This is a genomic window from Streptomyces sp. NRRL S-378, assembly GCF_000720645.1.
In the GTDB taxonomy this organism is placed as follows: domain Bacteria; phylum Actinomycetota; class Actinomycetes; order Streptomycetales; family Streptomycetaceae; genus Streptomyces.
Genome location: NZ_JOBX01000040.1, coordinates 48,102 through 67,096, shown reverse-complemented (window position 1 = coordinate 67,096; position 18,995 = coordinate 48,102). Strand labels below are relative to the sequence as shown.

The 18,995-nt window shown below is 70.5% G+C and carries 17 protein-coding genes and 1 pseudogene; 4 read left to right on the top strand and 14 right to left on the bottom strand.

The features are described 5' to 3' along the window. Positions 1–93: 93 nt before the first annotated feature. The 6 genes from IH80_RS0125630 to IH80_RS0125605 form a co-directional block, all read right to left on the bottom strand. Complete coding sequence (locus IH80_RS0125630) at positions 94–1,602, bottom strand: DUF4246 domain-containing protein (protein WP_030963614.1); 1,509 nt, start codon at positions 1,600–1,602, stop codon at positions 94–96. Positions 1,603–1,697: 95 nt separating this feature from the next. Further along, complete coding sequence (locus IH80_RS0125625; RefSeq protein WP_030963612.1) at positions 1,698–2,528, bottom strand: SDR family oxidoreductase; 831 nt, start codon at positions 2,526–2,528, stop codon at positions 1,698–1,700. 10 nt (positions 2,529–2,538) lie between these two features. Beyond that, a complete protein-coding gene (locus tag IH80_RS0125620) occupies positions 2,539–2,916 on the bottom strand; it encodes an FKBP-type peptidyl-prolyl cis-trans isomerase (RefSeq protein WP_030963611.1) in 378 nt (125 codons plus the stop codon). Between the two features lie 102 nt (positions 2,917–3,018). After that, a complete protein-coding gene (locus IH80_RS44905; RefSeq protein WP_158943606.1) occupies positions 3,019–3,192 on the bottom strand; it encodes a hypothetical protein in 174 nt (57 codons plus the stop codon). Beyond that, entirely contained in the window at positions 3,170–3,928 is a 759-nt protein-coding gene (locus IH80_RS0125610) for an MBL fold metallo-hydrolase (protein WP_030963610.1), read from the bottom strand. Before IH80_RS0125610 ends, IH80_RS44905 begins: the two co-directional genes overlap by 23 nt. A gap of 69 nt (positions 3,929–3,997) precedes the next feature. Further along, positions 3,998–4,975: a GlxA family transcriptional regulator gene (locus IH80_RS0125605; protein WP_030963609.1), complete on the bottom strand. Its 978-nt coding sequence runs from the start codon at positions 4,973–4,975 to the stop codon at positions 3,998–4,000. A 351-nt stretch (positions 4,976–5,326) separates the two neighbouring features. Between IH80_RS0125605 and IH80_RS0125600 the strand changes: the two genes are divergently transcribed. Together IH80_RS0125600 and IH80_RS44900 are read left to right on the top strand one after the other, a co-directional pair. Continuing rightward, the gene (locus IH80_RS0125600) at positions 5,327–6,823 is read left to right on the top strand and encodes a DHA2 family efflux MFS transporter permease subunit (protein WP_037881078.1); all 1,497 of its coding nucleotides are present in this window, start codon (positions 5,327–5,329) and stop codon (positions 6,821–6,823) included. 797 nt (positions 6,824–7,620) lie between these two features. Next, positions 7,621–7,911, top strand: a complete 291-nt coding sequence (locus IH80_RS44900) for a hypothetical protein (protein WP_158943604.1) — start codon at positions 7,621–7,623, stop codon at positions 7,909–7,911. A gap of 181 nt (positions 7,912–8,092) precedes the next feature. Here IH80_RS44900 and IH80_RS42665 read toward each other — a convergent pair. The 3 genes and pseudogenes from IH80_RS42665 to IH80_RS0125575 all read right to left on the bottom strand — a co-directional run. Continuing rightward, positions 8,093–8,365 (bottom strand): annotated as a pseudogene (locus IH80_RS42665) (5'-nucleotidase); the annotation flags it as partial. Between the two features lie 352 nt (positions 8,366–8,717). Beyond that, on the bottom strand, positions 8,718–9,836 hold the full coding sequence (locus IH80_RS0125580; RefSeq protein WP_030963605.1) for a fatty acid desaturase family protein: 1,119 nt from the start codon (positions 9,834–9,836) through the stop codon (positions 8,718–8,720). 7 nt (positions 9,837–9,843) lie between these two features. Next, the gene (locus tag IH80_RS0125575) at positions 9,844–10,860 is read right to left on the bottom strand and encodes a ferredoxin reductase (protein WP_107056895.1); all 1,017 of its coding nucleotides are present in this window, start codon (positions 10,858–10,860) and stop codon (positions 9,844–9,846) included. 132 nt (positions 10,861–10,992) lie between these two features. On the opposite strand from IH80_RS0125575, the gene IH80_RS0125570 reads away from it, so the two are divergent. After that, positions 10,993–12,132 carry a helix-turn-helix domain-containing protein gene (locus IH80_RS0125570; RefSeq protein ID WP_030963602.1) on the top strand — a complete coding sequence of 380 codons (1,140 nt, stop codon included), beginning with the start codon at positions 10,993–10,995 and terminating at the stop codon, positions 12,130–12,132. A 130-nt stretch (positions 12,133–12,262) separates the two neighbouring features. Here IH80_RS0125570 and IH80_RS0125565 read toward each other — a convergent pair whose 3' ends face one another. Together IH80_RS0125565 and IH80_RS0125560 are read right to left on the bottom strand one after the other, a co-directional pair. After that, positions 12,263–13,786, bottom strand: coding sequence for an aldehyde dehydrogenase family protein (locus IH80_RS0125565; RefSeq protein WP_030963601.1), 1,524 nt, complete (start codon positions 13,784–13,786; stop codon positions 12,263–12,265). 54 nt (positions 13,787–13,840) lie between these two features. Continuing rightward, complete coding sequence (locus tag IH80_RS0125560) at positions 13,841–15,154, bottom strand: GAF domain-containing protein (RefSeq protein ID WP_030963599.1); 1,314 nt, start codon at positions 15,152–15,154, stop codon at positions 13,841–13,843. 763 nt (positions 15,155–15,917) lie between these two features. On the opposite strand from IH80_RS0125560, the gene IH80_RS0125555 reads away from it, so the two are divergent. Continuing rightward, the gene (locus IH80_RS0125555) at positions 15,918–16,100 is read left to right on the top strand and encodes a hypothetical protein (RefSeq protein WP_030963597.1); all 183 of its coding nucleotides are present in this window, start codon (positions 15,918–15,920) and stop codon (positions 16,098–16,100) included. A gap of 192 nt (positions 16,101–16,292) precedes the next feature. Here the strand turns inward: IH80_RS0125555 and IH80_RS0125550 are convergent, their stop codons facing one another. From IH80_RS0125550 to IH80_RS0125540, 3 genes are all read right to left on the bottom strand, one after another. Next, positions 16,293–17,291, bottom strand: coding sequence for a polyprenyl synthetase family protein (locus tag IH80_RS0125550; protein ID WP_037881075.1), 999 nt, complete (start codon positions 17,289–17,291; stop codon positions 16,293–16,295). A gap of 192 nt (positions 17,292–17,483) precedes the next feature. Continuing rightward, positions 17,484–17,942, bottom strand: a complete 459-nt coding sequence (locus tag IH80_RS0125545) for an SAM-dependent methyltransferase (RefSeq protein WP_030963595.1) — start codon at positions 17,940–17,942, stop codon at positions 17,484–17,486. A 182-nt stretch (positions 17,943–18,124) separates the two neighbouring features. Continuing rightward, the gene (locus tag IH80_RS0125540; RefSeq protein WP_030963593.1) at positions 18,125–18,904 is read right to left on the bottom strand and encodes a hypothetical protein; all 780 of its coding nucleotides are present in this window, start codon (positions 18,902–18,904) and stop codon (positions 18,125–18,127) included. Between the last annotated feature and the right edge of the window lie 91 nt (positions 18,905–18,995).

The following is an 18,995-nucleotide window of genomic DNA, read 5'->3' as shown; positions in this document are numbered from 1 at the left end:
CCTCTCTATTCGTCGGCAGGGTCAGATGTGTATAAGAGACAGGGTGTGGAGGCAGTGACGGGGGCGGGGGCGATGCCGCCCCCGCCGCGTCATTCAGTGCTCACAGAGGGAGAACTCCCGTTCGTAGAGTTGCTCGTTGTGCTCGTCGACAAAGAACTTGCGTTCCTGCATGAGCTGTTCGCGGAACTCCTTCGCCTGCGCGAGCGTCATGGTCGAGGTCTCGGACCACGGCTGCTGCGGCGGCACATCGGAAGTGGAGACGATCCTTTCCGACGGGTCCACCAGGAAGAACGCGAGGATCTTGCGGTGTCCCGGACGGGTGGCGTCCGCGAGGCGGAACGAGCCGACGCGGTGCTGCAGGATGTTCGGGAACGCCAGGCAGCGGCCCGCCGGTGTCGGCGCCGATCCCAGGAGCTGGTTCAGCGAATCCTCGTCCTCCAGGCCGTAGACCTCCCGCAGCCCGTCGTCGTCGTTCTGCTCGTAGTCCGGGTCGTCGAGCGCCGCCCGGAAACTCAGGCTGCTGTCGGTGATGTTCTCGCTGTCCCAGTAGTAGATGCCGGTCGAGACGATCCGCTCGTTGAGCATCCCCTCGACGTGCCAGGAACCGCCGGAGTATTCCGGCTTCTCCGGTGTCAGCTGGATGGTGGCGAGCTTGACGATGACCTGCAGGCGGCGGCCGCGCAGGTCGACCCGGGTGGAGGCGTCGGGCGACCCGGGCGGGGTGAAGTCCGGGGCGTCGGGGACGACCGGGCTGCGGTTCTCCCACCACTGGTCGTGCGCCTCCTCCCACTCGCGCATGGCCGCCTTGTGGGCCTCGGGATCGCTGTAGTCGGACTTGTTCGGGTACTCCGGCTCCGAGTCGTACCACCCGTAGGGATCGGCCTCGATCCGCAGGGGCCGCGGATGGCGCAGATCGGTGAGCACGTTCTCCCACAGCGGCAGCATCCGCGCGAACAGGTCCGGCAGGACGGAGACCAGCTCGTGGTGCGTCTCGGGGTGGACGTTGTTGACGTAGGAGCGGAAGGCGACATCGCCGTCCTCACTGACGTCGACGTCCGTGGGCAGCCACTGGAACTGCTCCGAGAACTCGTACTTGGAGTAGCGGTTCGTCGGGTTCCGCCAAGCCTCCTCGGGGGCGCCGCTCACTTCCTTCACCAGGCAGAACATCGACGGATGCACCAGATCCAGTACCTGGCCGTCCGATCCGGGGTGCCAGTCCTGCTCGGCCTCGGGAACCTCTTCCAGGACCCGGACCGCCTCACGCAGCCGGGACCTCAGCTCGTCGTCGACCAGCGTGTCCGACTGCCAGACCCCGTCGACGGCGGACACCTCGACGCCGGTCCGCTCGTCCCGCAGCGCGGCGTAGTGCGCGAGTTCGGCCAGCACGTACCGGACCTGCGCCTCGGTGAGCCCCTGGGCGACCGCCTCCCGCGTCCACGTGGCGACGATGCCGGCATCGTTCATCTTCTCGAACCACCCCGGCTTCGCCCGAATGTGTGCGCTGCACTCGATCATCTCGAGTTCCCGCAGCGTCCGGGGCGTCGCGAACGCCAGGGAACGGGAAGCGTGAAAGGGCAGCGGGAAAGCAGACAAGCCGGTCAATTCTCTGGGTCCTCCGAGTCGGTGTTCGGTGGCCGGAAGAATACGTCAGCCCACTGACACCACAGCCGCGGTCTCCATCGCCGCCACGGGCCCGTTCAGGTCCCCGAGGACAGGAACTGATGAGCGCCGCGCAGGGTGGTCCTCAGCCCGCGCTGCGTCGCCCTACTGTCGAGGCGGACATCGAGGGGCCCGGGAACCGAGCTTCCGGCCCGCAGACCCATGGGCAGCCGAGAGTCGTCGAGCCCGTCGCGCCGGGCGATGAGTACGCCGAGTTCGTGGCGGCTCAGAGCCTCGCCCCCGCCGAGGTGGTGCGTTCCGGTCGCATCGCCCGACGCCAGTTCCAGGAGGGCCGCGGCCAGATCGGTGACGTGCACGGGGCAGCGGAGGTCATCGGTGAACAGGACGCCGGCACGCGTGCCGGCGGCGAGCTGATGAACCACGCGCTCGTGCTCGGACTGCCCGTCGCCGATGATCAGGGAGGTGCGGGCCACCACGGCGCCCGGATGCACGAGCCGGACCCCCGTCTCCGCCGCGGCCTTCGCCGCCCCGTACGGGGTGAGGGGATCGGGCGGGCAGGACTCGTCGTACGGGACGCCGGAAGTGCCGGAGAACACGGCGTCACTGGACACATGGATCAAGCGGCTGCCGCAGGCCGCCGCGGCCAGCGCGAGGCGGACGGGTCCCTCGGCGGTGACCGCCCAGTCCGCCCCACCGCTGGATGCGTTGACGACCGCACGAGGTGCGACCTCGGCCACGACCGCTTGGGCGCGTCCGGGATCCCGCAGGTCGAGTGCGTGCCAGGCGACCGCCGTTGTGCTCCCGGGCGCGGTCGCGTAGGTCGCGGCCGTCCGGTGACCGGCCGCCACCGCCTGCCGGACGAGCTCGGCACCCAGGAACCCGGAACCACCCACGATCAGAACGGTCATGAGGGCACGCTCAGACAACGGAAAGCAGGTCCACGACGAAGACGAGCGTGGAACCCGCCGGGATCAACGGCGAGGGGGACTGCTTGCCGTAGCCGAGGCGCGGGGGAACGATGATCTCGCGCCGTCCGCCGACCTTCATCCCCCGGATGCCCCGGTCCCAGCCCTTGATGACCCTGCCGCCGCCCACGGCGAACTTGAACGGCTCGCCGCGGTCCCAGGAGGCGTCGAACTCCCGCCCGGACTCGAAGGTGACCCCGACGTAGTGGACCCGGACGACCCTGCCCGGCTTCGCCTCGGGCCCGTCCCCCACCACGAGGTCCCGGACCGTCAGCTCCTCGGGGGCCTCACCTTCCGGACGCTCGATCACGGGCCTCGTCGCTTCATTCATCGCAGCCTCATCACTCTCTGCCGTGATCCATCGCCCGCGCGGTGGATGATCACGCTTCCTGGAACGCCGGTCGACCGGAGTACATCAAACCGCACCCGCTCGTCACGCGTGCCGGGACGACAGGTCCTCGCTCCGGGCGATCCGGGCCCGCCAGGTGTCCTCGAAGTCCTCGAAGTCCTCGGCTAAGGCCTCGAAGTCCGCGGCGCGGGCGAGCCGGGCCTTCGCCGCCGGCCTGCCGCCGACATGCGCGCGCTCAGGCCGCTGCGTCCGCCGCACGGGCGCGGATACGGCCGGCCGCTTCGAGTCGGGACAGCCGCCGGTGTTCCCGGGAGGCCCAGCGCCGGACGCGGTCGGGGTCGAGGGGTGTGCCGTGGCCGACGTGGAGTCGGTTGGGGTTCAGCGCGAGCATCCTCCGCAGGCTGGCGAGGTTGAGCAGGGGGTCGTCGTGGAAGGGGGGGTTGGCCGGCCGGCCGCCGACCAGACCGAAGAAGGAGTTGGCGATCAGGTCGCCCGCGACGAGGTCTCCCCGGCCGGTGAGGACGGAGACCGATCCCGCGGTGTGACCGGGCGTCGGCATGATGCGTGCGGTGACCCCGAAGTCCTCCAGATCGGTCTCACCGGTCACGAGCACCTCGGGTTCGAACGGTTCGACCCGCATGTGCAGGTGCTTGTTCCGGGCCATGAGGCGGCCCATCGGGCCGGTGGGCAGGTACGGTTCCCGGGCCCGGCCGGCACGGAACGGACCGAGGTCCGCGACGTGTCCCGCGATCGGCGCCCCGGTGAGGCGGTGCAGTTCGGCAGCGGAGCCGAAGTGGTCGATGTGGCCGTGCGTGACGACGATCAGCGACACGTCGGTGGGGTCTACACCGTGGGCGGCGACCTGCTCGTAGATCTTTCGGCCGCTGCCGGGCGTTCCCGCGTCGATGATGACGGGCCGACGGCCCAGCAGCAGGTACGCGTTGATGTTGTGCCGGCCCATGACAGGGATCGGGACGACCTTCGTTCGGGACACGTTCTCTCCTCGGGCATGACTGTTCCCCGCCGCGCGGTCGTCCGCGGGCGGTCGGACGGACATCGCGGTCTAGCGGAAGCGGCGCCGGTATTCGGCGGGGGTGGTGCCGAGGCGGCCGCGGAAGGCACGGTGCAGGCTCTCCACGGAGCCGAGGCCGCTGAGGGCGGCGATCTCGGGCAGGGTGTGGCCGCTGTCCTGGAGCAGCCGCCGGGCGGCCTCCAGTCGTACGGATTCGACGTAGGCGGCCGGTGTGATGCCGGTGCGCCGACGGAACAGCCGGGCGAAGTGGCGCACGCTCAGGTGCAACCGCGCGGCCAGGGCGTCGGCGGACAGGTCTTCGGTGAGATGATCACCGATCCATACGCGCAGATCGTCGATCCGGTCGCCGGGGTCGGCCGGAAGCGCGAGCGGGACGCTGAACTGGCTCTGGCCGCCGGCACGTTTGACGTACATGACCATCGTGCGGGCGGTGGCCAGGGCGAGTTCGGGTCCGTGGTCCTCGGTGACCATGGCCAGGGCCATGTCCATCCCCGAGGCGATGCCGGCACAGGTCCACAGACGGCCCTGCCGGATGAAGATCGGGTCAGGGTCGACGGTGACACGTGGGTGGTCGGCGGCCAGTCGCGCGGCCGTCCGCCAGTGCGTGGTGGCGGACAGGCCGTCCAGCAGGCCCGCCGCGGCCAGCAGGTGCGCGCCCGAACAGACGGAGGCCAGCCGGTGGTCACCGGGTGCCACCGCACGCAGCCAGTCGACGATCGCGCCGTCGACCACCGGCTCCACTCCGTGGTCGTGCACGTGGACGGCACCCGACACCAGCAGGGTGTCCACGTTGCCGGCCACCTCGTCCAGCGTCAGGTCGGCCATCAGCCGGATCCCGCCGGCGGTGGCCACCGGCTCACCCCCGGCGGTCGCGATGCGGACGGTGTACCCGGGCCGTGCGGTGCCCGCGACCCGGGTGGCGACCGAGAACACCTCGGCCGGCCCCGTGACGTTGAGCAGTTCGACGCCGGGAAAAGCGGCGATGACGACCCTGTGCGGAGGAAGCATGTCCCGATCATGTCGCCCCGCTGTGAGGGCCGCAATGACCATGTTCTGTCAGATCCGGACACCCGCCCTGCGCATGCGCATGTGCATGCGCATGCCCCGGCCCCGGCCCGGTCCTGCGCATGCCCAGGCCCCTGCCCCGGCACATGCGCAGGCCCGGGTCCGGGCCCGTCGGACAGTTCGGTGTCGGCCCGGTCCAGAAGCCACGCGGTGGCCGTTCCGGGGTCTGCAAAATGGTTTGAGCTCGGGCGCCGGCACCGACAGGATCGGAGAAGACCGATGAGTTCTTCCCGACGCCGCAGTCTGTCAGTGTGACCGCCACGCGCGGAGGACACTCACAAGACGGAAGGCACCATGGCCGCACCACACGAAACACTCACCCTCTCGCCCGACCGCGTCACCGCCGTGCTGCGGATTCTCGTGCTGTCCACGTTCGTCGTCCTCCTCAACGAGACGATCATGGTCAACGCGATCCCTCGGCTCATGCGCGATTTCGATGTCACCGCGGCCGCCGCAGGATGGCTGTCGACGGCATTCATGCTCACCATGGCCGTCGTCATCCCGGTGACCGGGTGGTTCCTCCAGCGCGTGACGACCCGAACCGCCTTCGGTCTCGCCATGGCACTGTTCCTCGCCGGTACGGTTCTGGCCGCGGCCGCGCCCGTTTTCCCCGTCCTGCTGGCTGCCCGCGTCATCCAGGCCAGTGGCACCGCCGTCATGATGCCGCTGCTCATGACGACGCTGATGACCCTCGTGCCCCCGAGCGACCGCGGCCGTGTCATGGGCAACATCACCCTCGTCATCTCCGTCGCACCCGCCCTCGGCCCGGCCGTGTCCGGTGTGCTGCTGCAGCTGGGGTCATGGCGCCTGCTGTTCCTGGCCGTGATTCCCGTCGCCGGTGCCATGGCCATATTCGGCCGGCGTGAACTGGTCAACATCGGCGAGCCGCAGGCCACCCCGATCGACTGGTTGTCGGTCCCTCTGGCGGCAGCGGGCTTTGGCGCCCTGGTCTACGGCCTGAGCGGGCTCGGTGCCGAGAACGCGGCCCGGGCCGCCGTACCCCCGGTGCCCATCACCCTGGCCGGCGCCGTGCTCGTAGGCCTGTTCGTGTGGCGCCAGCTGGCACTTCAGCGCTCCTCCACCCCGCTGCTGGACCTGCGGGCACTGGCGTCTCGTCACTTCTCCATGGCACTGGGCCTGATGTGCCTGTCCTTCATGGCCCTCATGGGTGCGTTCATCCTCCTGCCGATATACCTCCAGGAGGTGTGCGGCCTGACCTCACTGCAGACCGGGCTGCTCCTCATTCCGGGCGGCCTGACCATGGGCCTGCTCGGACCACAGGTCGGCAAGCTGTACGACCGGTTCGGCGCACCACGCCTGGTCGTACCCGGAGCCGCACTCACGGCGCTCTGCCTTGCGCTGTTCGCCCTCACGGGCGAACGGACCTCGCCGTGGCTGGTGCTCGCCCTCCACGTGGCCTTGAGTGCGGGCATGGCGTTCGTCTTCACCCCCGTCTTCACCTCCGGTCTGTCCGTCCTGCCGCCGCACCTCTATCCCCACGGCTCCGCCATCCTGGGCTCGCTCCAGCAGGTCGCCGCCGCCGCCGGCACGGCCCTGGTCATCAGTGTCATGTCGGGCCACGCGGCCACGGCAGCAGCCGAGGGCGCCGACCCCACCGGCGCCCTCGCCACGGGCATCCGGTGGGGATTCGGCATCGGCGCCGTGATCGGGGCCCTGGCCGTGCTGGTCGCTCTGCTGATCCGTACCCCGCCACCGCAGCAGCCCTCTGTGCCGGAGACCCAGGACGAAGGCGGCACCGGGACGAGCAAGACCGCCCACACATCCACCTGACGCCGTCACGGCGAGCACCGGGCCGATCATCCGGGGACTTCGACGAGTCTGCCGGGGAGGTGAGGTCCGGTCCTCGCACCGGACCTCATCCCTCCAGAAGAAGCCGAGCCGCTTCGGGGAGTAGCTGACCAGGAGGTTCTTCGTCTCCTGGTGGTACGGCACCTACACCGATGATGACCTGGGAAAACGGCAGTGGTTTCGGTTTTGGCGGAGGCTGGTCCGGAAATGGTCCGGATCCTGGTCAGGACGCTGAGGTCCCCTTGTCTCGCCGATTGTGCTCCGAGGCCCCTGTTGCCGTGCATGCGCCGGCGGAGGCGCGTACGCCAGGCGGTCCGCAGACCAGGCTCTTGCGATCAGGTCGCCGGGCCGACTCTGTGCGTGGCCGCCCGGTTGCCTCGTGCGCGCTGTGTGCCCTGCCTGTGCCGCCCCTGCCCGACGGTCGGCGGACCCCCGGAGGATTCGTGTCGGTCGCTTCTCGTCGGGTTCACGAGCTCCTCGCCGACGGGGTGGTCTGGTGACGCCGTACGGGAGCGCAGTGGCGGGACTTCCGGCCGGGTTGGGCGCCGGCTCACCGTGCTCAACCGGTTCAGGCAGCCTGGAGGCCAGGAGCCGGCCGTTCAAGGCCGTTGACCAGAGGACCGAGATCTTGTGGGGCCCGCGATTCGCCGCACGCCGGCTCGGCTCCTCACGCGCCGAGGTCAGCCCTCCCCAGCCGTACGGATGCTGCGAACCGGGCTCCTCGCTGCAGCTGCAAGCGGACCAGACCGACCAAGGAAGCGCTGCTGTAAGCCGTGCTGGTGCGCAGGCTTGAGGCGATCGCCGCCCAGACCGCGCGTCTGGCTGCCGAGATGGAGCCCGCCGACGCCTTTTCGCCTGCTTCCGCCTGGTTGTCGAACAGTCCGCGGGCAAGAACGAGTTCGCCCAGGCACGTGCCGCAGCCGGCTGGAGCCGTCCGCCCCGACCTTGGCCTGCCGGAACTGCTCGCCCTGCTGGCCGACACCAGCACGACGATGGAGCACCTCGGACCAGACCCGGCGTCCCGGCAACGGATCTTCAATGTGATCTTCGACGGACTCCGATCGCACTGACCGACCACGCGCCGCGCAGGCCGTTCCCTTGCCAAAGGGAAGGAGGGCCCGGCAGCCATGAGGGCAGCACCGGAATCGATCGTCCAGGCAACGGATTTCTGTTCTCTAGAAGAACCCGAGCTTCTTCGGCGAGTAGCTGACCAGCAAGTTCTTGGTCTCCTGGTGGTACAGCAGCTGCATCCATCCTGCGGAGCCCGGTGTCCGGGTCATTGCGGGACAGGATGATGACCTCGACCAGCGGATCGAGGGGCTCCGCGAGGTCGTTCAGCGACAGCAGGCGCCGGACGAAGGGGAAGGCCACCCCCTTGTCCAGGACGTCGTCCACGTGGGCCTCCTGGTACCTCCGGTACGCGTCCTCACCCTGCTCCCGGAATACCGCGTCGCAGTCGGCGAGGTCGAACAGGGCGCTGGAGGCGATCCCGATGACGACGCGGTCGGACAGGACGTACTTCATCTCGCCCCCTGCTGGCACACGTGCAACACATGTGCGCCCCCTGCTCGGTGACCAGCTGCGCTCCGGGCGCCCGCGTCTCGTTCGCTCCTCCGAATAATGGACGGTGGCCGTCCTTCTCCGGTATCCCTTCGCGCCTCCGTGTCCCCTCGGGGTGTCAGGGATCCATCCCGCGACGGGGATGTTCGTGACCACCACGTCCCCAGCCGCGGCAGCAGGTGCCACCGCCCACGGCTACCCCCGCCAGGGCGGGAACCGAGAGCTGAAGAAGGCGATCGAGGGCTACTGGAAGGGCATCTCACCGAACCCGGCAGTGCCGCCGGTACGGCCGAAAGATCTGAACCGATACCGGGAATCAGGCCGCGACGAGTTCCTGCTCGCGGTCCGGCGTCTTGACCTTGGGCTTCTTGTTCGGCAGCGAGAGCCGGAAGACCTTGTGCCACGCGGAGAACACCTGCTTGGGCAGCGGCCCGGTGACGTACTCCAGCTCGTACTTCTCGAACAGCGCGCGCACCTTCACCGCGACCTCGGCGTACCGGTTGCTCGGCAGGTCCGGGAACAGGTGGTGCTCGATCTGGTGCGACAGGTTGCCGGTCATGAAGTGCATGGCCCTGCTGCCGCTGATGTTCGCCGAGCCCATCATCTGGCGCAGGTACCACTGACCGCGCGTCTCGCCCTTGATCGACCGGCGCTCGAAGACCTGAACGCCCTCGGGGAAGTGCCCGCACATGATCACCGAGTGGGACCAGATGTTGCGGACCAGGTTCGCGGTGAACGTGGCGGCGAGCGTGGTGAGGAAGGACGGGCCCGACAGCAGCGGGTGGATCACGTAGTCCTTGAGCACCTGCTTGCGGATCTTGCGGCCCACGGCCTTGGCCCGCGCGCGGAACTCAGGGTTCTTGCGGCGCCGCTTGTGCAGGTTCTTGCCGAGCTCCAGGTCGTACGCTGCGATGCCGTACTCGAAGAAGCAGGCGTTGATGAAGTTCCACAGCGGCTGGCCGAGGTGGAACGGGTGCCACCTCTGGTCCTCGTCGACGCGCATGATGCCGTAGCCGAGGTCGTTGTCCTTGCCGATCACGTTGGTGTACGTGTGGTGCAGCTCGTTGTGCGAGTGCTTCCACTGGTCGGCCGGCGAGACGTGATCCCACTCCCAGGTGGTGGAGTGGATCTTCGGGTCCCGCATCCAGTCCCACTGGCCGTGCAGGATGTTGTGGCCGATCTCCATGTTGTCCATGATCTTCGCCACGGACAGCCCGGCGGTGCCGATCAGCCACGCGGGCGGGAAGATCGAGAACAGCAGCACGCCCCTGCTGACCAGCTCGAGCTTGCGCTGCGCCGAGATGACCTTACGGATGTAGGCGGCGTCTTTCTCGCCGCGGCTGGCGATCACCTCATCCCGGATCGCGTCCAGCTCGCGGCCGAGCTCCTCGATCTGCTCCGCGGTCAGGTGGGCGGTGGGGTCGATGGCGGTCAAGGTGCTCCTACCGTTCGATGTCGCAGGGGCCCGCCGCGGCGGACACGCAGGTCTGGATGAGGACGCCCGGCTCGGCCTCGGTGATCTCGCCGGTGCGCAGGTCGCGGACGGCGCCCGCCTTGAGCGGCGTTATGCAGCCGAAACAGATGCCCATGCGGCACCCGGAGGGCATGAGCACGCCGGCCTCCTCGCCGACGTCCAACAACGGCGTGGCGCCGTCCGCGTCGACGGTCTTGCCGGTGGCGCTGAACGTGACCTCGCCGCCGTCGCCGTCGCCGGCGACGACGATGCCGGGGCGGAAGCGTTCGGTGTGCAGGCGCTCTTCGACGCCGTGTTCGCTCCAGAACTCTTCGGCGGCGTCGAGCAGGCCCGCGGGCCCGCAGGCCCAGGTCTCGCGCTCGGCCCAGTCGGGTACCCGTTCGTCGAGACGGGCGATGTCGAGCACGCCGTCCGTGTCGGTGTGCACCTCGGTGAGCCGCAGCTTCTTGGCCGCGACCAGGTCGTGCAGTTCGTTGCGGAAGATCACGTCTTGCGGCCGTGGCGCGCAGTGGACCATGACGACGTCGTCGAAGTCGATGTCGCGCAGCATGCCCATCACAGGCGTGATGCCGCTGCCGGCCGTCAGGTAGAGCACCTTGGCGGGCTTGGCCTCCGGCAGTACGAAGTCACCGGTCGGCTGGTCGAGCTGGACCAGCGTGCCGGGCTTCGCCCTGCGGACCAGGTGGTTGCTGACCTTGCCGTCCGGGATCGCCTTCACGGTGATCGTGACGCGGCCGTCCTGGCGGTTCGTCGGCGAGGTGATGGAGTAGGCGCGCCACAGGCGCCTCCCGTCGACGTCGACCCCGATCCGCACGTACTGACCGGCCGTGTGACCGCGCCAGCCCCTCCCCGGCCTGATCACGATGGTCGCGGCGTCACCCGTCTCGGGGTGCACGGCCTCGATGCGCCCACGCAGGTCAGCGCCCGCACGCAGCGGGCTGACCAGGTCGAGGTAGTCCGACGGCAGCAGCGGCGTCGTGATCATCTCCAGCAGTTTCCACGCCCTACTGCGGAGGGCTGTACTCGTCATGGCTCCAGCTTGCTGCGCCTCAGGGCGTAAGGTCCTGACCGTAGGACGTGAATCTGATCGGCGGAATTGTTCGCAGGGAACAAAAACGTGAGCCATGTAACCCGGAGGGCCAGCGAGCTGGCCCTGGATGAGACGACGGTCACCGTACTTCGGGCCGCACTGAAGACCACCGCCGGCGAGGTCGTCCAGGCGATCATCGACGAGGTCCCTCCCTACGCCAACGCCCTTTCGGGCCGCATGGGCGCCACCATCCGCCGCGCCGTCCGCACCGCCCTCGGGCACTACCTGGACCTCGCGAGCGGGAACGCCACGGGCGGCGATGGCGGTGACGCGGCTTACGAGCTGGGCCGCGGCGAGGTGCGCGACGGGCGTTCGATGGACGCCCTGCTCAGCGCCTACCGCGTCGGCGCCCGCGTGGCCTGGCGATGCCTGGCAGCGGGGGCGGTACCCGCAGGTCTGCCCGCCGCCGAGGTCGCCAAGTTCGCCGAGCTGACCTTTGCCTACATCGACGAGCTCTCCGCCGCGAGCGCCGCGGGCCACGCCGACGAACTGGCCGCCCGGGGCCGGGACCACGAGCGCCACCTGGAACACCTGGCCCGCGACCTCCTTGCCGACGCGAGCCCGGACGTGCTGCTGGCCTCTGCTCAACGGGCCGGGTGGCAGCCTCCGGTTTCGCTGACCGCGGTCCTGCTGCCCGCCGCCCAGGCCCGGCCTGCCTACCGCGCGCTCGACCCGAGCACCCTCGTTCTCGACGATCTGCCGGACGCCACCGGTGTGCTGCTCGTCCCCGATGCCGACCGGTCACATCTCTTGCGGCAGCTGACCGACCGCACCGCCGTGGTCGGCCCGGCCCGGCCATGGACTCGTGCATCCGCCTCGTACGCACGAGCCGCACGCGCGCGCTCCCTCTCCTCCGATATCCGCGACACCGAGGACCACCTGCCCGAGCTGGTGCTGAGCGCCGACGTGGACGTGCTCGCAGACCTGCGTGCCCGAGCCCTCGCACCGTTGCGGACCTTGCCTGTCGCGACCGCACGGCGGCTGGAGGAGACGTTGCGGGAGTGGCTGTTGCACCAGGGTAGGCGGGACGAGGTGGCGGCGGCGTTGTTCGTCCATCCCCAGACCGTCCGGTACCGGATGTCGCAGTTGCGGGAGCTCTTTCCGGATCTCGCATCGCCACACCGGGTCCTCGAGCTGACGCTGGCGGTCGGTCTTCGGGTCAGCTGACGCGTACCTCGACCGTGGGGAGAGGGGCTGGATGAACCGGAGGAACAGAACGAGTCGACACCCGTGTCGAGCGGGTCGAGCCGACGGCACCTGACGGCGAATGCCCAAGTCAGGCGCCGTCTTTCCGGCTCTAAAAGAAGCCGAGCTTCTTCGGGGAGTACGACACCAGCATGTTCTTCGTCTGCTGGTAGTGCTCCAGCATCATCTTGTGGGTCTCGCGGCCGATGCCGGACTGCTTGTAGCCGCCGAAGGCGGCGTGGGCGGGGTAGGCGTGGTAGCAGTTCGTCCAGACGCGGCCCGCCTGGATGGCACGGCCCGCGCGGTAGGCCGTGTTGACGTCCCGGGTCCAGACGCCCGCGCCCAGGCCGTACGCCGTGTCGTTGGCGATGCGCACCGCGTCCTCGAAGTCCTCGAAGGAGGTCACCGACACCACCGGCCCGAAGATCTCCTCCTGGAAGATCCGCATGTGGTTGTCGCCCTCGAAGACGGTCGGCTCGACGTAGAAGCCGCCCGCGAGCTCGCCCTCCAGTTCCTGGCGCCGTCCGCCCGTGAGGAGCTTCGCGCCCTCCCGCCGGCCGATCTCCACGTACGACAGGACCTTCTTCAGCTGCTCCTCCGAGGCCTGGGCCCCGATCATCGTGTCCGTGTCCAACGGGTGCCCCGGCACGATCAGTTCGGTGCGCGCCACGGCCGCGTCGAGGAAGTCCCCGTACCGGCCGCGTTCGATCAGGGCCCGCGACGGGTTCGTGCACACCTCGCCCTGGTTGAGCGCGAACATGGTGAAGCCCTCCAGGGCCTTGTCGCGCAGGTCGTCGTCCTGCGACCAGATGTCGTCGAAGAAGAGGTTCGGGCTCTTGCCGCCGAGTTCCAGTGTGACCGGCTTCAGGTGCTCGGCCGCGTACTGCATGATCAGCCGGCCCGTCGCAGTCTCCCCGGTGAAGGCGATCTTCGCCACGCGCGGGCTCGACGCCAGCGGCTTGCCCGCCTCCTCACCGAAGCCGTTGACGATGTTCACCACGCCCGGCGGCAGCAGGTCCGCCACCAGACCGAGCCAGTAGTGGACGGAGGCCGGGGTCTGCTCGGCCGGCTTGAGGACCACGGTGTTGCCCGCCGCCAGCGCCGGGGCCAGCTTCCACACGGCCATCAGGATCGGGAAGTTCCACGGGATGATCTGACCGACCACACCCAGCGGTTCGTGGAAGTGGTAGGCGACCGTGTCGTCGTCGATCTGGCTGAGCGCGCCCTCCTGCGCCCGCAGCGCGCCGGCGAAGTAGCGGAACTGGTCGATGGCCAGGGGCAGGTCGGCCGCCAGGGTCTCGCGCACCGGCTTGCCGTTCTCCCAGGTCTCCGCGACCGCGAGGGCCTCCAGGTTCTGCTCCATCCGGTCCGCGATGCGCAGCAGGACCGACGAGCGGTCGGCGGCCGATGTCCGGCCCCAGGCGGGCGCCGCCGCGTGCGCCGCGTCCAGGGCCCGTTCCACGTCCTCGGAGGTGCCCCGGGCGACCTCCGTGAAGGTCTGGCCGTTGACGGGGGAGGGGTTCGCGAAGTACCGGCCGCGGGCGGGCGAGACGTATTCGCCGCCGATGAAGTGGTCGTAGCGGGACGCGTACGACATGAGCGCCCCCTCGGCGCCGGGCGCAGCGTAACGGGCCATGGTGTCCTCCCCTTGCCGGGCGCCGGCCGCCGTCGGACAGCGCTCGGGTGGAGGCTAGGAGCGGGCAGGTTGCGGATACGTTGCGGGCCGCCCGCGTCCGCCTTCGGGCCGTGCGCCCAGCTCGCGGTCCAGGGCGCGTACCCGGGCCAGCGCGGCCGGCCTGCCCTCGGGCGGCAGAGCCGTCGCCAGCGCTCCCCACACCTCCGCGTCGTCCGCGCCCCACGCGCTGCACACCCAGTCGGCCAGCAGCCCCGCGTCCGCCCGGGCGATCAGGGCCGCCCGCGCCTGGTCCTCGATCCGCCGGCGCAGCCGGACCACCCCGGGCGCCGTCGAGGCCGGCAGCAACGGGCCCGGATAGTGGTCGAGGGCCGCGGAGACGGCGCCGACCGCCAGCCGCTTCGTCAGGGTGGTGAAGTCCGCGTCCAGCGGACGGGCGGGGCGGTAGGGGCGTGACAGCGGCGCCGCCGGCCCCAGTAGCGCGCGCAGCCGCGACAGCTCGGCGCGCAGCGTCACCGGTGACACCGACTCGTCCTCGTACAGGACGATCGTCAGTTCCTCGCCCGACAGGCCCTCGGGGTGCGCCGCCAGCAGGGCCATGATCTCGCTGTGCCGACGGCCCAGCCGCACCTGCCGGCCCCCGGTCACCAGCATGGCCTCGTCCCGGCCGAGAGCGGTGAGGGTGTCCCGCGCCGCGGGCGGTCCCTCGTCGAGCAGGGCCAGCCGGTCCTCCGCCGCCCGGGCCACCGCCCGTACGAACGCCAGCGAGTGCGCGTGCGCGAGGCCGTCGCCGCCGGTGATGTCCACCGCGCCCAGCAGCCCGCCCGTCCGCGGATCACGCACCGGCGCTGCCGCGCAGGTCCACGGGTGTACCCGACGGCTGAAGTGCTCGGCGCCGAAGACCTGCACCGGCTCGCCCACCGCGACCGCCGTGCCGGGGGCGTTCGTCCCCATCGCGCTCTCCGCCCAGCGCGTCCCCGGGACGAACCCGAGGCCCTCGGCCCGCCGCAGGGTGGCCGGTTCTCCCTCCACCCAGAGCAGGCTGCCCCGCGCGTCGCACACGGCGAGCAGGTGCGCCCCGTGCGCGGCGAACGCGCCGACGAGATCCCGGAACAGCGGCATCACCCGGGCCAGCGGGTGTTCCTCCCGGTACGCACGCAGATCCGCCCCCGTCAGCTCCACCCGCGGCGCGCACTCGGGGCTCAGCCGGGCCCGCGCGCACCGCCGCCAGGACCGCGCTATCACCGCCCTGACCGGTGCGTCCACCCGCCCGTCCCGGGTGAACACGGCGTGCGCCCGGCGCAGTTCGCGCGAGCGGGCCGCAGGGTCGGCCCCGTCCGGGAGTGCCACCGACGGATCCCGGTCGCCCATGTCGCCCTCCCGTGGTGCCGCGGTACCTGCCCGGAGCGCCCCATCGTCGTCGCGGCACCGCACCCCGGCAAGCGGTACGTCGGCCAGGGCGCGGGCACCGCTCCGGCCGGATCCGGGCGGTACGCGGGGTGCGGTTGCCGGACGGTACGCGGCCGCCGGGCCCCAGGGAGCCGGACCGTACGGGCGCCGGGCGCCGTACCGCGGCCGCCGGCTGCTGCGGGGCCGTCCCGGCACGCCCCACACCGCCCGGACCGTCCCACAACGCCCGGCCCGGCCCGCCCAGGCCCGTCCCACGAGACCCGGACCGTCGCACAACGCCCGGCCCGGCCCGTCCCACACCACCCGGACCGGGGGGTCTGCGCCCGGCGGGTCCCGGCCGCCCGGGTCTCGGCCCGGCGGGTCCGCCTCCAGCGCCGACGCGGGGTCCGGGGCCGACGGCCCGATGGGATCCACCGCCCCGCCCGCGGCGGTACGGCCACCAGCGGCCCTCCCGGCCCGGCCGGATCTGGCGGCCGGCCTCCGCCCACGTCCAGCGGGCCCGGACCCTGCGCAACACCGGAGCCTCCTCGTCCGCCCGGGCCGCGGCCAGTGCCGCCCGGGCGCGGGCCGGCGTGATCCGGTCCGGCGTCCAGTCGGTCTCCAGTCGTCCTCCGGCGCCGCGGCGCCCGGTCCCGCTGCGCCTTCCGCCCGGCTGCCGGGAACGCGTGGTCGTGACGGTGCGTTGAGGGGGGTAGTGGTCGACGTCACATGGAGGTGTCCGTAGATGTCCAGTCGCGGAAAGGTCGCGGTTGCCGGAGTCGCGGCAGCCATCGTGTTGTTCTGGACCGTGGGTTTCTGGGCGGGCCTGCTGGTCCTGATCGGGGTGCCGGCCGCGGCCTACCTACTGCTCGATTCGTCGCAGCGGCGTCGGGTGCGCGGTCTGTCCAGGAAGCAGCTCGGTCGCTGACGGCGGCGCGCGGTGCAGGGCGCGCCGCGCGCGGCCGATGTGCGGCGCGGGCCGGTCCGAGGAGTGGCCGGGCTCCGGCTGGTGTGCGGAGCCCGGCGTGCATGGCCGCGGGGTGAGGGCATGGGGTGTGCGTGGGGCGCAGAGTGCCCGCGTGCCCACCGAGCGGACGGCCGGCCCGGCCGGCCAGCCGGTTCAGGCCGCGCCGCTCACGACGACCTGAGGGAGATCCGCTTCGAGCAGCATCTGGGACGCGTGGTCGACGAGGTTGCGGAGGACCGGCTGGTAGGCCTCGTCGCCGCCCAGCTCGTCCAGGATCCGGTAGGCCTCCGCGCGGAAGCCGTCGATCTCGGCACGGTAGCGGTCGAGGGCGTGGGGCGTGCGGAGCAGGCTCGCCAGTTCCCTCCTGGCCTGGTGCGACCGGCTCGCGGCGGCGCACAGTCCCAGAACGTGCTCCCGGGAGAGGGGTGACGCGTCCTCGAGGACGGAGGCGAGCAGGTAGGTCACCGTGCCGTTGGCCAAGTCCTCGTCGCGCCCGGACAGGATGTCTTCCTGGTCGTTGAAGATCTGCCACAGGATTCCGAAGATATAGCCGAATTCACGCCAGAGTTCGACCTTCTCGCTCGTGGTTCCCGAGAATAGGGCGGCCATCGCGGTGATCATGCCGAAGGGGGCGCCGGATTTGCCGCGGTACGTCTCCACCACAGATGCGCGGGAGGCGTTGCGAATGTCCCCGCGCATGTCGTCTATCTGGCCGTCGGCCCCGATGATCCAGCCGTGCAGGATCTCGTTTATGAGAGCGCCGCGCGTCGCCTCCGGGAGATCTTGCGCCAGGACGATCTGAATGGGGAGCGCATTGCCGGTGATGACGGCGGCGAGCAGTGCTTCGTCCTCGGTGAGGGCGCCCGATATGGACGCGCCGTCGGCATCTGCCAGGTCATCGAGATAGCAGGCCGAGGTCCACCACAGCAGGTGCACCGCCGACAACGGGACGGCCGGCCCGGGATTGCCCGTCTCTATGGCGTACGTGAGCAACGGGAGCACTGACAGGGGATGTCTCAGTTTCCGCTGCTCCAAGAGCTTGGCCACGCAGTTCCTCGTGGTCGCGGCGACCGGGCCGAGTCGGTCCAGAGCGGTTTCGATCTCCGTATCGATGTCCTGCGCGACCTTCCGGTGCAGGTCCAGATACGACATGGAATTCAAGAGTGGCCTCCGTCGTGGAATGAGCGTGGGGGTGAGGTGCGCACCCTTTGAGCCGTGTGACTGGCCGATTCGATCATTCCGGAGGAGGGGGATCCAGAGCGATTTTCAGCCGGTGTGGCTGAATCCCATTAGTTGACTCGTTAAACTACCGTCGGTAACAAATATTTCACGCCATTGAATCGATTAGTAATAGCCATCCATCAAGGTGGTCGCCCACTCCGGCTGCCGCAGTTCGCCGCGTGGCCCGAATTCGACCATGTAGGGCTTCAGATCGAGTACAGGTGTGCCGTCCACGGCGTCGAGGCCCTCCACGTGGACGTCCAGCCCGTCGACCTTCACCACCCGGCACCGCGATACGCCCAGCCGGTTGGGCCGGTTCTTGCCGCGCTGCGCGAAGATGCCGACCAGTGGCCAGTCCGGGTTGTTGCGCGGGTGCCGCGCACCCGTCTCGACCCTATCGGCCGGTACCCGGTCGAAGTGGTAGACGACTTCGACGTGGGAGAAGTCCTCCAGCCCATAGAGGGCCTCCGGACCGAAGCGGTCGCCGTCCAGGCGGATCACCGCCGTCTCCCGCCCCCAGTCGTCGTCCACGACGTCGGCGCGACCGCCCACGACCACACCCACCGGCTCCGACTCCACCATCGTGTCCCCCCTCGTACCGTCGCTCGTGCCCACGCCGTTCGTCCGCACATCGCGCTCCGTCCCTGCCCGTGCGTCGCCGTGCGCCCTTGTCCGTGCACCGCCGTGCGTCCGTCCGCGCACCGCCGTTCGCCCTCGTCCGCGCACCGTCGTTCGTCCGTGCCGGGGCCCGGTCCGGGGGCGGGTCACACCGGCCGGACCGCAACGCCGTCGAGCGCCGCCAGCAGGTCCGGCAGGTCGGGATCCCCCTCCCGGGGGACCGTGAGCACCTCACCCGGCTCCTCGTCCAGGAGGACGAAGGCCGCCTCGCCGGTACGGGCCACCAGTGACCAGCCGGGCCCGTCCGCGCGCAGGGTCCGGGCCCCCTCGCCGGCGAAGGAGGACCGCACGCGGCCGGGCGGCGGCGGGGTCCGCGTGTACTCCAGCGCCTCCTCCAGCACACGCGCCATGCCGGGGTGCGCCGCGGCCGCGGCCCCGCCGTCCGTCGCCACGCGCTCGCGCCAGTCGGCCCATTCGCGGGCGATCTGGTCCGCGCCCAGCCGTCGCTGCACCGGGCCCCAGGCCTCGGCCGACGGCGGCGTCAGCGGCACCCGCCCCGTACTGTCCGCACCCTGCTCCGGATCGTGCGGTTCCGGGATCCCCGGTGCGGCCACGGACAACTCCACCGGCCAGCCCGCCAGCGAGACCACGATCGTCCGCTCGTCGGGCGACAGGTCGTACTCCATGCCGCAGTCCCAGGAGGCGATGGCCGCGGCCACGAGTGAGACGTCGTCGACGACGACCGTCCAGCGCGCGCCCTCCTCGTCCTGGCCCAGCACCAGCCCGTACCCCTCCCGGTTGGGCGCCACGCCCAGCAGGGAGCAGGCCTCGGGGAAGTCGTCCCCCAGGAAGCCGGGGAACTGCGCGGGGGTCAGGAGTACGGCGGTCAGCACGTACAGCGAGCCGCCACCCTCGTCGTCGGACACCTGGCCTCCAGCTTGCTCTCTCGTCGGCGCACCTTAACTAGTGGGTAACCCGTGCGTCGAGAGCTTGCGGGCCACGATTTCCAAGGCTGCT